The following is a 12,974-nucleotide window of genomic DNA, read 5'->3' as shown; positions in this document are numbered from 1 at the left end:
GCCATGTCCGTCCACGACACTCGCCCGCGCCGCGGGCTGCTTTACGTGCTCACGCCGCTGGCCGCGGCGCTGATCCTCGCCGGTTGCGCCAGCACCCGCGGCCTGGAGCCGTCGGGCCGCGCGCTCGACGCCGACAGCCTGCAGGCCAAGCGCAGCCTCGCCGCCGCCGATCTGTCCGCCGCCGCGTTCCCGAAGCGCGACTGGTGGACCGCGTTCGGCGACGCGCAGCTCAACAGCCTGATCGACGAAGCCCTGGCCGGTTCGCCGAGCCTGGACGCGGCCGACGCGCGCGTGCGCCAGGCGGTGGCCCAGGCCGGCCTCGCCGACGCGGCGCGCAAGCCGACGCTCGGCGCCAGCGCGCAGTACTCCGGCGCGCACCTGCCCGAGACGCTCGCGCCGGAGCCCATCGGCGGCAAGTACCTCGGCGCCGACGTGCTGATGCTGAGCTTCAAGTACTCGCCCGATTTGTGGGGCGGCAAGCGCGCGCGCTGGCAAGCCGCGCTGGGCCAGTCGCGCGCGGCCGAGGTCGAAGCGCAGGCCGCGCGCCTGACCTTGTCGTCGAACATCGCCCGCGCCTACGTCTCGCTGGCGCAGGCGTTCGAGGCGCAGGACGTGGCCAAGGCCGAGAAGCTGCGCTCGGACAAGCTGCTCGGCCTCGGCCAGCAGCGGGTCAAGGCCGGTCTCGACAATCAACTGCAGATCCGCAACGCGCAGAGCGCCAGCGCCAGCGCCGACCAGCAGATCCAGGCCGCGCAGCAGCAGATCGACGCCGCCCGCAACGCGCTCGCCGCGCTGCTCGGCAAGGGCCCGGACCGCGGCCTCGACATCGCCCGCCCGAGCTTGCTCGCCAAGACCGCCGCCGGCGTGCCCGACGTGCTGCCGAGCGAACTGCTCGGCCATCGCCCGGACGTGGTCGCCGCGCGCTGGCGCGTGGAAGCGTCCTCGCACGGGATCAAGGCGGCCAAGGCCGACTTCTATCCCACGGTGAACCTCAGCGCGATCGTCGGCCTCGCCACCGCGCACCTGTCGGACCTGTTCACCGCCCAGGCGCGCCTGTACCAAGGCGGCCCGGCGATCAGCATGCCGATCTTCGACGGCGGCCGGCTGCGCAACGAACTGGCCGGCAGCGACGCCGACTACGACCTCGCGGTCGCCAACTACAACCAGAACCTGATCGGCGCGCTGCGCGAAGTCGCCGACGCGGTGCAGTCCTCGCGCTCGCTCGACGGCCAGTTGGTCTCGGCGCAGCAGGCGCGCGACGCCGCGCAGCAGGCCTGGCAGATCGCCGCCACGCGCTACCGCGCCGGCCTGGGCACCCAGATCGACGTGCTCAGCGCGCAGCGCCCGCTGTTGCAGCTCGATCAGCAACTCGCCTCGCTGCGCGCGCAGCGGCTGGCCGCGCAAATCGACCTGGACCGCGCCCTCGGCGGCGGCTTGCAGCTGAGCCCGCCCGATCCGGTCGCCGCGACCGTCCCCGACGCTTCTTCCGATAACAACGCTATTGCCAAGGCCCCCACGCCATGACGACCGAAGTCAATCCCAATGCCGGCGCGGCCGCGCCCGCCGCGCCGAAGAACGGCAAGCGCCGCAAGGCGCTGCTGATCCTGCTCACCGTGGTGGTGATCGCCGCGGTGGCCTGGACGCTCTACTACATGCTGGTGCTGCGCTGGCATCAGGACACCGACGATGCCTACGTGCAGGGCAACGTCGTCAACATCACCCCGCAGGTGCAAGGCACCGTGGTCAGCATCGGCGCCGACGACGGCATGAAGGTCGCCGCCGGGCAGGTGCTGGTGCAGCTCGATCCCAACGACGCGCAGGTCGCTTACGACCAGTCGGTCGCCAACCTCGCCAACACCGTGCGTCAGGTGCGCGGCTTGTTCAGCGCGGTCGACGCCGGTCAGGCCGATCTGTCGGCGCGCGAAGTCGCGGTGCAGAAGGCCCGCGCCGACGTGAAGCGGCGCGAAGGTTTGGTCGCCGGCGGCGCGGTGTCGGCCGAGGAACTGGCCCACGCCCGCGACGAACTGGCCTCGGCCGAAGCGGCGTTGTCGTCCTCGCGCGGCAGCTTGGCGCGCAACCGCGCGCTGGTCGATGCGACCACCGTCGCGCGTCAGCCGCAGGTCGCCGCGGCCGCCGCGCAGCTGCGTCAGGCCTATCTGAACCTGCAGCGTTCGGCCATCGTCGCGCCGGTCGGCGGCTACGTCGGCAAGCGCAACGTGCAGCTGGGCCAGCGCGTCGCGCCGGGCACCGCGCTGATGACGATCATCCCGCTCAGCGAAGTGTGGGTGGACGCCAACTTCAAGGAAACCCAGCTCGCCAACATGCGCATCGGCCAGCCGGTGGATCTGCACTCGGATCTGTACGGCAGCAAGGTGCGCTTCGACGGCAAGGTGGTGAGCCTGGGCCTGGGCACCGGCAGCGCGTTCTCGCTGTTGCCGGCGCAGAACGCCAGCGGCAACTGGATCAAGATCATCCAGCGCGTGCCGGTGCGCATCGAGGTCGATCCCAAGCAGTTGGCCGAGCACCCGCTGCGCCTGGGTCTGAGCATGCACGTCGACGTCAGCATCCGCGACCAGAACGGCGCGGTGTTGGCCGCCGCGCCGCCGGCGAAGCCGGTGCTGAGCACCGACGCCTACGCCAAGCAGTTGCACGACGCCGACGCGATGATCGACAAGATCGTGCGCGAGAACCTGCCGGGCGTGCAGCACGGCTGAGCATGGAAGCGGACGGACGCGCGCGCTGCGCGTCCGCCCGCATTGCGGCGCGGGCCGCGTTCGCATCGGCCGATGTCCCCTCCCCCGCATCGGGATCGAAGCCAGCGCGTTCCGCCGCCGCAAGGCGCAGGCGAGCACCTCCCCCACGTCGTTCTCGCCTGCGCTTCCGTTCTATTTGTCGATGACCGAAGCGACGCAACCTCGGGCTCCAACCGAAGCCGCATCGCGCCCAGACCGTCATTCCGGCGAAAGCCGGAACCCACCGAAGCGACGCAACCCCGGCCCCAACCGAAGCCGCATCGCTCCAAGACCGTCATTCCGGCGAAAGCCGGAACCCATTTTGATTTTCCCCACCGAGCTTCAGAGGCAACAGCAAAATGGATTCCGGCTTTCGCCGGAATGACGGAATAGGGAGATCCGTCAGGTTCGAGTTCCCACAGGTTCGAGTTCCCATCCGCATGGGTTCCGGTTTTCGCCGGAACGACGGGATAGGAAGAGTCCGTCAGGTCCGAGCTCCCATCCCTCCACGCCACCGCACCGCCAAGCCACCGCGTCACCGCACCACCGCGATTCGCGGCCCCGCGCCCCCGCGCGGCCCGTCCTGAAGCTTCAGGCATCCGAACCCACAGGCACGTTCCATGTCCGCCACCACCGCTAATGCCGGTCCCGCCGCGCCGCCGGCGCCGCAAGCCGCTTTCAAGCCGCCGAACATGGCGCTGACGACGCTGGGCCTGGCCCTGGCCTCGTTCATGCAGGTGCTCGACACCACCATCGCCAACGTGTCGCTGCCGACCATCTCCGGCAACCTCGGCGGCAGCGCCAATCAGGCCACCTGGGTCATCACCTCTTTCGCCGTCAGCAACGCCATCGCGCTGCCGCTGACCGGTTTCTTCACCCGCAAGTTCGGCGAACGCAAGCTGTTCATGTGGGCGACGATGCTGTTCGTGATCGCGTCCTTCCTGTGCGGCCTGGCCAACAGCATGGGCCTGCTGGTCGCCGCGCGCGCGCTGCAAGGCTTCGTCGCCGGGCCGATGTATCCGGTCACCCAGGCGCTGCTGATCTCGATCTATCCACCGCACAAACGCGGGCAAGCCATCGCGCTGCTGGCGATGGTGACCGTGGTCGCGCCGATCGCCGGCCCGATCCTCGGCGGCTGGATCACCGACAACTACAGTTGGGAGTGGATCTTCTTCATCAACGTGCCCATCGGCATCTTCGCCAGCCTCGTGGTCGGCAATCAGTTGCGCGGCCGCCCGGAGCGGCTGGACAACCCGAAGATGGACTACATGGGTCTGGCGATGCTGGTGATCGGCGTGGCCGCGCTGCAGATCATGCTCGACCTGGGCAACGACGAGGATTGGTTCAACTCCACCACCATCGTCGCGCTGACCATCGTCGCCGTGGTCGCGCTGGCGGTGTTCGTGATCTGGGAACTCACCGAGCGCGATCCGATCGTCAACCTGCGCCTGTTCCGCCACCGCAACTTCGCCAGCGGCACCGCGGCGATGGTGGTGGCCTACTCCGCGTTCTTCGCCATCGGCCTGCTGGTGCCGCTGTGGCTGCAGCGGAATTTGGGCTACACCTCGATCTGGGCGGGCTTGGCGACCGCGCCGATCGGCATCCTGCCGGTGTTGCTGACGCCGTTCGTGGGCCTGTACGCGGCGCGCTTCGATTTGCGCATGGTCGCCACCGGCGCGTTCATCGTCATGGCGGCGACCAGCTTCGTGCGCTCGGGCTTCAACCTCGACGTGGACTTCCAGCACGTCGCCCTGGTGCAGCTGTGGCAAGGCCTGGGCGTGGCGCTGTTCTTCATGCCGGTGCTGACGATCCTGCTGTCGGACCTGGAGCCGCATGAGATCGCCGCGGGCTCGGGCTTGGCGACGTTCGTGCGAACGCTCGGCGGCAGCTTCGCCGCCTCGCTGACCACCTGGGCCTGGAACCAGCGCAGCACCATCCACCACGCGCAGCTGACCGAGCACATCGGCGCCTACGATCCGCAGATCCAGCAGACCGTCGACCAACTCGGCCGCGGCGATCCGACCCGCGGCGCGCTGGCGCTGAACCAGATGATCTCGCAGCAGGCCGCGCAGATCGGCTTCAACGAGATGCTGTACCTGATCGGCATCCTGTTCGTCGTGGTGACCGCGTTCGTGTGGCTGGCCAAGCCGCCGTTCACCGCCAAGGCTGGCGGCGGCGCCGCGGCGGCCGGCGGGCACTGAGCCGCGCCGCGCCATCCAAGCATGCGAACGGGCCGGACTTCCGGCCCGTTCGCTTTTCGGGACTTCGTTCGGGCCGGCCGCCGGCGCATCGCCGGCGCATCGCCGGCGCGTGATCCTTTTTCCCGCCGCGTTGCGAGTGTAGGAACGGCGCAAGCCGCGACCGCGAACCCGCTCCCACGGCGTCGCCCGGTTTCGCGGCGGCCGCCGCCGACCGCGCGCCCACTTCCGGGACGCGCGAACGCCCTAAGGAGAGAGCTTCATGAAGACCCGCTCGCGCAAGCTCGGATTGCTCGCCTTCGCCGCCATGGCTTTCGGTTTCGCGTTCTCGATGAGCGCGGTGGCCGGCGTGTGCAACACCTGCTGGAACCGCTGCATCGCCCAATACGAAGACTGCAAGCAGCAGTACGGCGACGGCTGGGCCTGCTCCTCGCAGTTCACCCAGTGCGGCCGCGATTGCGGCTGCATGATGCCCTGAGCCGGGCGCGCGGCAGGCCGGGCCCTGCGGCCTGCCGCGCTTTCGTTCCGATGATCCCGCCCGCCTCGCGCGCGCATGCGCACGCCCTCGCCCGCGCGTCCGCTCAGGCGTTCGCGCGCACCGACTTGGGCCTGGCTTCGCTGCGTTCGGCGGCGAAGCTCTCGCCCGCCTCGCACGGCGACACCGCTTGCTTGCGCACGAAGCGGCGGCGCGCGTCGTGATAAGCGCGGTCGGGACCGAAGAAGTTGCGGTACATATGCGCCAGTTCCTCGGCGCCGTAGCTTTCCAGCGGCTTGCGCCGTTCGTCCTCGGCGCGGCGGCGGCGCTTGAGGGTCAGCGCCTTGCGGCAAGCGCCCGGTTCGGCCAGACGCTCGGCGCGCTGCTCGACATGGGCGAGGAAATCCGCGCCGCTGGCACCGAAGGCCGCGTCAATCAGGCCGATGCGCTCGGCCGCGGGCGCGCCGATCGGACGCAGCCCTTCGGTCAGTTCCTGCGCGACGGTCTCGCCGACCCGGCGCGGCAGCAGATAGGTCCAGTACTCCGAACCGTACAAGCCGCCCATCGCCTTGTAATGCGGATTGAGCACCACGCCGCGCCGCGCCCAGACGTGATCGGCCGCCAGCGCCAGGATCGCGCCGCCGGCGCCGGCGTTGCCCTGCATCGCCGCAACCACCAGATGCGAATCGGTCAGCACGATTTCGCGCACCAACGCGTTCATCGCCAGGATGTTGCGCCACGATTCCAACGCCGGATCGGCGGCGGCCTCGATGGTGTTGAGGTGGATGCCGTTGGACCAGATATCGCCGCCGCCGAGCAGCGCGATGGCGCGGGTCGGACGCTGGCGCGCGTGCAGGAACGCGGTGCGCAGGCGGTCGCACTGCAAGGTCGACATCGCGCCGTTGTAGAAATCGAAATGCAGGTAGCCGACCGCGCCGACTTCGCGGTAGCGGATCTGACGGTAGCCGTGATCGCGCCGCCCGGCCACCGAGGTCGCCGGCTTGAGCGCGCGCGCGGCCACGCCGCGCAGGCGCGCCTCGCCCAGCGTCTGGGTCGCCGGCAGCTTGATCCCGTCCTTGTCGCGCAAATGGCTCAGCCACAGCGCGCCGTCGCCCGTGGCCACGCACACCGCGCCTTCGCGGCGGCCGAGCAGTTCGCCCGGACGGCCGCGCAGCGAGGGTTCGACGTGCGCGCCGAACACCTGACAACGCAGCCCGGCGATCTCGCCGCGCGCGCCCGGCGCGCTGTCGCCGCAGCGGATCCGCGCCAGCAGCGCGGCGTTGTCCATCTCCCAGTCCAGCGCGCGGTCGGCCGGGCGCATGCCCGGGCGCAAGCGGCCGCGCACGTCGGGATCGGCGTAATCCAGCGGCTGCGGCGCGAAGCCGCCGGTCTCGAACCGCTCCACCGCCTGCAGCAAGGCGCGCACCGCCGCGTCGGTGACTTCGTGCCGGTACAGCTCGCTCTTGGACGCGCCGCGCACGGCGAAACCGGCGCTGGCCCAGATATCGCCCGCGTCCATCTCGGCCGCGGCCTGCAGCACGGTGACGCCCCATTGCGGCGCGCCTTCCAGGATCGCCCAGTCCAACGACGACGGCCCGCGGTCGCCGACGATGCCCGGGTGCACGATCAAACAGGTGTGGCGCGTCCAGAGGTCTTCGGGGATCGCCGACTTGAGCATCGGCGCGACGATCAGTTGCGGACGTTCGCGCGCGACCGCCGCGCGCATGGTGTCCGCATCGGCGGCCATCTGCACGGCGACCTCGTGGCCCGACTCGGTGAGTTCGGCCCAGGCGCGCTGAGCCAGCCCATTGAACGCAGTGCATAAAAACAAGATGCGCAGCGACATGGATCCATCCCCCCTGCCACCTACGAAGTCTCGAATGTGTGCCAATGCATGTTCATAAACATGAGCGGTCATCACAAAACCTTGTCGCCTCGCGCTGGCCTTGCGTTTCTTCGACGTCCATCGCCGTTCCACAAGAAAGTCGTCGCGAAAGTGCCGTGCGGTGGCCGCCCCTCTCGTCGCACCGCGTTGGTCCGAGCCGTCGCGCCGCGCGCGACCCGCGGCGCCGGGCGCCGCCGTCACCCGCTCACGATGAGCGTTCGTCCCATCGCACAAGGAGAGATCGATGTTCAAACCCACCCGCCGCGTCCTCGCGGCCACCGCGTTCTGTTTCGGGCTGGCGTTTTCGCTGAGCGCCGTCGCCACCGCTTGCGAAGACTGCTACCGCAATTGTCTGGTCGAGCGTTCGGCGTGCCGCGCCGCCGGCACGCCGTCGGAGCAATGCCTCGCGGCGTACGCGGAATGCCGCCGTCTGTGCAACTGCCGACTGCCCTGATCCGACCCGCCATCCCAGGAGACTTCGATCATGTTCAAGCGCACCCGCGTCTTCGCCGTCGCCGCGTTCGGCTTCGGTCTCGCGTTCTCGTTCGGCGCCTTCGCTCAGGCGGAGGATTGCCAGGCGTGCACGGACGAGTGCTACGTCCAGTACGAGCAGTGCAACTCCGACGGTTATCCGTTCTGCAAGACCAACCTGCGCGCGTGCATCCGCGCCTGCGGCTGCACGGTCTGATCCGACCGCGCGACGCCGGCCGGGGCGAGCGTTCGCGTTCGCCCCGGCCGTCGCGCGGCGCGGCGGCGTTCGCGCAAAGCCGTGCCGCAACGCAGCGTAAGCCGGGGCCGCGCGCGGGACGCGCCGGCGACGCACGCCGCCGCGCCCCGCGACGCGCCCGCATTCCGCAACGCGCATCACATCCGCCGTGCCGACGGGACATGGAACGCGCGCGGCGCGGTGATATAACCGCACAGCGCCCACAGACGGGCACAGGGAGGAACAGTGATGTTGACCGCTACGCGCCGCGCCCATGCCGCCGCACTGGCCGGCTTCTGCTTCGGCCTCGCGCTCTCGCTGAGCGCCTTCGCCGCCCGCACGCCCGAAGAATGCTCGCTGTGCTGGCAGGACTGCATCGCCCGCTTCGAGCAATGCCGCGCCGACGGCGGCGGCACCGCCTGCTTCCGCTTGCGCCAGACCTGCGTCAACGCCTGCGGCTGCCGCGGCTGAGCGCCGCCCGCGCCTTCATCACCGCCGGCGTCGCCGACGCCGGCTTTTTCCATCTGCGATCCACCGAGGACAAGGAATGAACTTCAAGTCGATCCTGACCACCATCCTGGTCGTGGCCCTGGCCTTGGGCCTGGGCGTAGGCGCCGGCTATCTGGTGCGCAACAGCGGCCTGATCGGCGGCGGCGGTGGCGGCGTGGACGTCGAACAGGGCGACTATTCGGCCGTCTACGCCAAGGCCGGCGGCGACATCGTGCTCTACACCTTGTCGACCTGCCCGTTCTGCCACAAGGCCAAGGACCTGCTGGACAAGCGCAACGTGCGCTACGTCGAGCGGGTGATCGACAAGGACGAGGTCGCGCGCAAGGAAGCCGACGGGCTCAAGATCAAGAGCGTGCCGGTGATCTATATCGGCGATCAGAGCATGCGTGGGTTCGATGAGGCCAAGCTGGTCGAGTTGCTGCAGAAGCACGGCAAGACCGAGGCCAAGAAGGCCTGATTCGAGCAGGTTTGATTCGAGAAGGTTTGATTCAAGGGGGCCCGATTCGGGAAGCCCGAAACCGGCAGCGGCGATGGCCGCTGCCGGCGCTGCGAACGAAACGCGCGGGCCGACGGCTCAGGGCGTCGTCCGCAAGCGTTTGATGAAGAGCGCGTCGGTCGTGTAGTAGTGCTTGACGCCGAGGTAAAGCGCGCCGTCGCCGGCCGGCTTGAGCGCGACCGTCGCGGTGTTGTCCGAACTCGACTGCGCGAACGGCGCGGCCCACCATTGCGCGCCGGTCGTCGGCGAGTAGCCGATCGCCGCGGGGAAGTACTTGCCGTCGGCGCCGGTCGCCCAACCCGCGACCTGCACGCCGGTCGCGTCCACGGCCAGAGCGTAGGCGCTTTCCTTGCTCGCCCACGGCGACTGGCTGATCGCGCGCCACACTTCGCCGCCGTTGACTCCGGAGTACTTGACCGTCGCCATCCGCCAGTTCGACTCGGGCGCGTTCCACCAGCTCGCGCCGGCGACGTAGACGTCGTCGTTGGCGTCGATCGCCACGGCCTTGGGTTGATCGTCGCGCGAAATGCCCGCGTCGAAGCGCGCGACCCAGCGCTGCGCACCGGTGGCGCCGTCGTACTTGATCGTGGCGAAGTCGCGGAACCGCTCGCCGAAGGAATCGCCGGTCACCACCGGATCGCCCTGGCTGTCCACGGCGATGTCCATGCCGAAGTGCGCCACCGAAGTGCCCCACAATTTCGGCGCGTACAGCGCGACCCACAACTGCGCGCCGGTGGCGCCGTCGTACTTGATCGTGGCAACGTTGCTGAACTGCGAACTGCCGGAGGCGCCGGTGACGAAGACGTTGCCGTTGCGGTCCAGGGCCACGGCGGCCGGCGCGTCGCCTTCGTTGGTGACCCGCCCGTAGGTGCTGGCCCACAACTGCTCGCCGTCGCTGCCGCGGTACTTGACCGTGGCGTAGTCCGTGCCGATCTGCCGATTGCGCGCCGTGCCGATCACCACCACATCGCCGGCCGCGTCGATCGCCAGGGCGGCGCCGTAACCGCCTTCCACGTCGCGCCAGCGCCGCTCCCACAACTGGCGGCCGTCGGCGCCGGAAAACTTGATGGTGAGGAAGGTGGGCCAGCCGCCTTGCGAGGACGCGCCGGTGACCACCGGATCGCCGTTGGGGTCGACCGCCACCGCGTAGGCGTAGTCGAAGCGCCGCTCCGGGCCGTTGTTGCTGGCCTGCCACAACAGTTCGCCGGAGGCGGACAGTTTGCTGACCGTCCACACCGTGGCGGGGCCGAGCGGGCGGTAGCCGACCAGGTAGACGTTGCCGGCGGCGTCGGTGGCCATCGCGTTCTCTTCGACCGGATCGCAGCACGAGCCGTAATGGCTGGTGCTGCCGTCCAGGCGCGGCGAAGTCCATTCCACGACCGGGGATTGCGCCTGAGCCGCGCTGGCGATGGCCATGAGCGCGGCGGACAAGATGATGCGGGAGTTCATGCGTGCGTCCTTTGCGATGAGGTGTCGAAGCGACATTGGCGTCGCCGCACCAGTATCGCCACGCCGTTTGCGCAGACTGCGAACGCGGACGCGAAACCCAGGCTTGGCGCGAACGCGGACGCACGATGCGTTCGCGGCTCATCGCGCCGGACGCTCGCGACGTGGTTCGCTGGCACGGAGCGAACCGATGCGGAGCGTTCGTACACCGGCGCAGACCGGTCGGTGCGAAACGTTCGTGCGCCGGCGCAGGCCGGATCGGTGCGGCGCGTCCTTGTCGCCGGAGCAGGCCGATGGAGCAGACCGGTTCAGCCGGCGCGGCCCGATCGCGCTATCCGCGCGAGCCCGCTCAAAGCGCGTCGATCGCCTCGGCCAGACGCTCGACCGCGATCACCTCCATCTCCCCCACCCGGCCGCCGCGCGGCGCGTTGCTCTTGGGCACGATCGCGCGCTTGAAGCCGTGGGTGGCCGCTTCCTTCAAGCGGTCTTCGCCGTTGGGCACCGGCCGGATCTCGCCGGACAGGCCGACTTCGCCGAAGGCGATGGTCTGCTCGGCCAGCGGCTGATCGCGCAGCGAGGACAGCACCGCCAGCAGCACCGGCAGGTCGGCCGCGGTTTCCTGCACGCGGATGCCGCCGACCACGTTGACGAACACGTCCTGGTCGCCGACCGCGACGCCGCCGTGGCGGTGCAGCACCGCCAGCAGCATCGCCAGACGGTTCTGCTCCATGCCCACCGCGACCCGGCGCGGGTTCGACAGCGGCGAGGAATCCACCAGCGCCTGCACTTCCACCAGCAGCGGGCGGGTGCCTTCGCGGGTCACCATCACGCAGCTGCCGGGCTGCGGCGCGCGGCTGCCGGAGAGGAAGATCGCCGACGGGTTGGGCACTTCGCGCAGGCCCTTGTCGCTCATCGCGAACACGCCGAGTTCGTTGACCGCGCCGAAGCGGTTCTTGAACGCGCGCAGCACGCGGAAACGGCTGCCGCTTTCGCCCTCGAAGTACAGCACCGCGTCGACCATGTGTTCCAGCACGCGCGGGCCGGCGATGCCGCCTTCCTTGGTGACGTGGCCGACCAGGAACACCGCGGTGCCGGTTTCCTTGGCGTAGCGCACCAGCCGCGCCGCGCTCTCGCGCACCTGGCTGACCGAGCCGGGCGCGGCGCCGAGCTGTTCGGTCCACAAGGTCTGGACCGAGTCGGCGACGATCAGCGCCGGTTTCATTTTCGAGGAGTGTTCGAGGATGCGCTCGACGCAGGTCTCGGCCAGCGCGTGCACGCCGTCGAGCGGCAAGCCCAGGCGCGCGCCGCGGCCGGCGACCTGCGACAGCGATTCCTCGCCGGTGACGTACAGGCCCGGCATCGTCTGCGCCATGCGGGTGATCGCCTGCAGCAGCAGCGTGGACTTGCCGATGCCCGGATCGCCGCCGACCAGCACCACCGCGCCGTGCACGAGGCCGCCGCCGAGCACGCGGTCGAACTCGCCGATGCCGGTGGTGACGCGGGCTTCTTCCTGATGGGTGACGTCCTTGAGCGCGGTCACCGCCGGCGCGTCGGCGCGCCCGGCCCAACTGGTGCGGCGGCTGGCGGCGACGTTGGCCGCGCCGGCCTTGGCCGCCGGCTCGACCACGAATTCGCTGAGCGTGTTCCAGGCCCCGCATTCGCCGCACTGGCCCTGCCACTTGCTGTAATCGGCGCCGCACTCGGAACACACGTAGGCGGTGCGCGCCTTGGACGCGGCGGACTTGGCGGGGGCTTTGGACATGGCGGACGGCGGCTGCGCGGGTAAAGCGGCACTTTAGCCGCTGATCGTCGCAGCGTGCGAGACGGGACGCGGCGGCGCGGCGGATTCCTACGCCGGGGCGGGAGGGGGTGCGGGTGGGTTTCGTCGCAGGGGACGGTTCGTGGTCGCGGCTTGCGCCGCTCCTACAGGTAGCCCGGATCGATCCGCAGCCCCTGTAGGAGCGGCGCAAGCCGCGACCGCGCCACCGCGCTTACGACGTCGCCTCGCCGGACGAAAACGCCCCCGCCGCTCAAGCCGCGATCGGCCGATGCTGCTCCGGATAAATCGCGCGCAAATGCTGCTGCGGCACCGCCAGCAAACCGCTGACGTCGGTGGACGCGACGATGCTGTAGCCGCGCGCGTCGATGTCGTTGCCGATCGCGCGCCAGTCCAGCATCGGCCGCGCCATCGCGGTGTCGATGGTCCAGCCGAAGCGCAGCGCGCCTAGCGCCTTCATTTCGTCCAGGGGCAGCCAACTGTCGGACGGCGCGACCACATACCCCTCGTTGTCGCCTACCACGAATACGTCTACGCGCATTTTCGTCATTGCCTGTGTCGCCTGTGTCGCGGGCCGGCGCATGGTGTCCATCGAAGCGATAAAAAAGAGTGAAGAAGGAATAGCGAATTGGTGAAGACCGATTCGGCGCCTAGTTTGAGTTCACCTTCTATGCACGGCGATGACAACCGGCGGGGCGGCGCAGCCTGAACGGCAACGGTCGCAACGGCCGCGACGCGCGTCCGTCGCC

General features: G+C 69.7%; 12 protein-coding genes. 8 read left to right on the top strand and 4 right to left on the bottom strand.

What is annotated here, in order from left to right:
- Positions 1–3: 3 nt before the first annotated feature.
- The 4 genes from J5226_RS13805 (at position 4) to J5226_RS13790 (ending at position 5,408) form a co-directional block, all read left to right on the top strand.
- Positions 4–1,524, top strand: a complete 1,521-nt coding sequence (locus J5226_RS13805) for an efflux transporter outer membrane subunit (protein ID WP_215835059.1) — start codon at positions 4–6, stop codon at positions 1,522–1,524.
- A complete protein-coding gene (locus J5226_RS13800) occupies positions 1,521–2,714 on the top strand; it encodes an efflux RND transporter periplasmic adaptor subunit (RefSeq protein ID WP_215835058.1) in 1,194 nt (397 codons plus the stop codon). The genes J5226_RS13805 and J5226_RS13800 overlap by 4 nt, the downstream gene beginning before the upstream one ends.
- Positions 2,715–3,352: 638 nt before the next feature.
- The gene (locus J5226_RS13795; protein ID WP_215835057.1) at positions 3,353–4,933 is read left to right on the top strand and encodes a DHA2 family efflux MFS transporter permease subunit; all 1,581 of its coding nucleotides are present in this window, start codon (positions 3,353–3,355) and stop codon (positions 4,931–4,933) included.
- A gap of 259 nt (positions 4,934–5,192) precedes the next feature.
- Positions 5,193–5,408 (top strand): hypothetical protein, encoded by a 216-nt coding sequence (locus J5226_RS13790; RefSeq protein ID WP_215835056.1) that lies wholly within the window; start codon positions 5,193–5,195, stop codon positions 5,406–5,408.
- A gap of 103 nt (positions 5,409–5,511) precedes the next feature.
- On the opposite strand, the gene J5226_RS13785 is transcribed toward J5226_RS13790, so the two are convergent.
- Positions 5,512–7,251 (bottom strand): hydrogenase maturation protein, encoded by a 1,740-nt coding sequence (locus J5226_RS13785; protein ID WP_215835055.1) that lies wholly within the window; start codon positions 7,249–7,251, stop codon positions 5,512–5,514.
- A 283-nt stretch (positions 7,252–7,534) separates the two neighbouring features.
- On the opposite strand from J5226_RS13785, the gene J5226_RS13780 reads away from it, so the two are divergent.
- The 4 genes from J5226_RS13780 to J5226_RS13765 all read left to right on the top strand — a co-directional run bounded on the left by J5226_RS13780 (position 7,535) and on the right by J5226_RS13765 (position 8,963).
- Positions 7,535–7,744 carry a hypothetical protein gene (locus J5226_RS13780; protein ID WP_215835054.1) on the top strand — a complete coding sequence of 70 codons (210 nt, stop codon included), beginning with the start codon at positions 7,535–7,537 and terminating at the stop codon, positions 7,742–7,744.
- A gap of 30 nt (positions 7,745–7,774) precedes the next feature.
- The gene (locus J5226_RS13775) at positions 7,775–7,978 is read left to right on the top strand and encodes a hypothetical protein (protein WP_215835053.1); all 204 of its coding nucleotides are present in this window, start codon (positions 7,775–7,777) and stop codon (positions 7,976–7,978) included.
- Positions 7,979–8,245: 267 nt separating this feature from the next.
- Complete coding sequence (locus J5226_RS13770; protein ID WP_215835052.1) at positions 8,246–8,467, top strand: hypothetical protein; 222 nt, start codon at positions 8,246–8,248, stop codon at positions 8,465–8,467.
- Positions 8,468–8,543: 76 nt separating this feature from the next.
- Complete coding sequence (locus tag J5226_RS13765; RefSeq protein ID WP_215835051.1) at positions 8,544–8,963, top strand: glutaredoxin family protein; 420 nt, start codon at positions 8,544–8,546, stop codon at positions 8,961–8,963.
- A 117-nt stretch (positions 8,964–9,080) separates the two neighbouring features.
- On the opposite strand, the gene J5226_RS13760 is transcribed toward J5226_RS13765, so the two are convergent.
- From J5226_RS13760 to J5226_RS13750, 3 genes are all read right to left on the bottom strand, one after another.
- Positions 9,081–10,451 (bottom strand): hypothetical protein, encoded by a 1,371-nt coding sequence (locus J5226_RS13760; RefSeq protein ID WP_215835050.1) that lies wholly within the window; start codon positions 10,449–10,451, stop codon positions 9,081–9,083.
- A 346-nt stretch (positions 10,452–10,797) separates the two neighbouring features.
- Positions 10,798–12,210: a DNA repair protein RadA gene (gene radA / locus J5226_RS13755; protein ID WP_215835049.1), complete on the bottom strand. Its 1,413-nt coding sequence runs from the start codon at positions 12,208–12,210 to the stop codon at positions 10,798–10,800.
- 268 nt (positions 12,211–12,478) lie between these two features.
- A complete protein-coding gene (locus J5226_RS13750; RefSeq protein WP_215835048.1) occupies positions 12,479–12,766 on the bottom strand; it encodes a hypothetical protein in 288 nt (95 codons plus the stop codon).
- Positions 12,767–12,974 lie beyond the last annotated feature (208 nt).

The organism is Lysobacter sp. K5869 (assembly GCF_018847975.1).
Taxonomy (GTDB): Bacteria; Pseudomonadota; Gammaproteobacteria; order Xanthomonadales; family Xanthomonadaceae; genus Lysobacter.
This window is presented reverse-complemented; position numbering and strand designations above follow the sequence as displayed.

Bases quoted from the DNA above. Each gene is read 5' to 3' on its own strand.
- radA (WP_215835049.1), bottom strand. From the start codon at position 12,210: ATGTCCAAAGCCCCCGCCAAGTCCGCCGCGTCCAAGGCGCGCACCGCC.
- J5226_RS13750 (WP_215835048.1), bottom strand. From the start codon at position 12,766: ATGCGCGTAGACGTATTCGTGGTAGGCGACAACGAGGGGTATGTGGTC.
- J5226_RS13805 (WP_215835059.1), top strand. From the start codon at position 4: ATGTCCGTCCACGACACTCGCCCGCGCCGCGGGCTGCTTTACGTGCTC.
- J5226_RS13760 (WP_215835050.1), bottom strand. From the start codon at position 10,451: ATGAACTCCCGCATCATCTTGTCCGCCGCGCTCATGGCCATCGCCAGC.
- J5226_RS13770 (WP_215835052.1), top strand. From the start codon at position 8,246: ATGTTGACCGCTACGCGCCGCGCCCATGCCGCCGCACTGGCCGGCTTC.
- J5226_RS13800 (WP_215835058.1), top strand. From the start codon at position 1,521: ATGACGACCGAAGTCAATCCCAATGCCGGCGCGGCCGCGCCCGCCGCG.
- J5226_RS13780 (WP_215835054.1), top strand. From the start codon at position 7,535: ATGTTCAAACCCACCCGCCGCGTCCTCGCGGCCACCGCGTTCTGTTTC.
- J5226_RS13790 (WP_215835056.1), top strand. From the start codon at position 5,193: ATGAAGACCCGCTCGCGCAAGCTCGGATTGCTCGCCTTCGCCGCCATG.
- J5226_RS13775 (WP_215835053.1), top strand. From the start codon at position 7,775: ATGTTCAAGCGCACCCGCGTCTTCGCCGTCGCCGCGTTCGGCTTCGGT.
- J5226_RS13765 (WP_215835051.1), top strand. From the start codon at position 8,544: ATGAACTTCAAGTCGATCCTGACCACCATCCTGGTCGTGGCCCTGGCC.
- J5226_RS13785 (WP_215835055.1), bottom strand. From the start codon at position 7,251: ATGTCGCTGCGCATCTTGTTTTTATGCACTGCGTTCAATGGGCTGGCT.
- J5226_RS13795 (WP_215835057.1), top strand. From the start codon at position 3,353: ATGTCCGCCACCACCGCTAATGCCGGTCCCGCCGCGCCGCCGGCGCCG.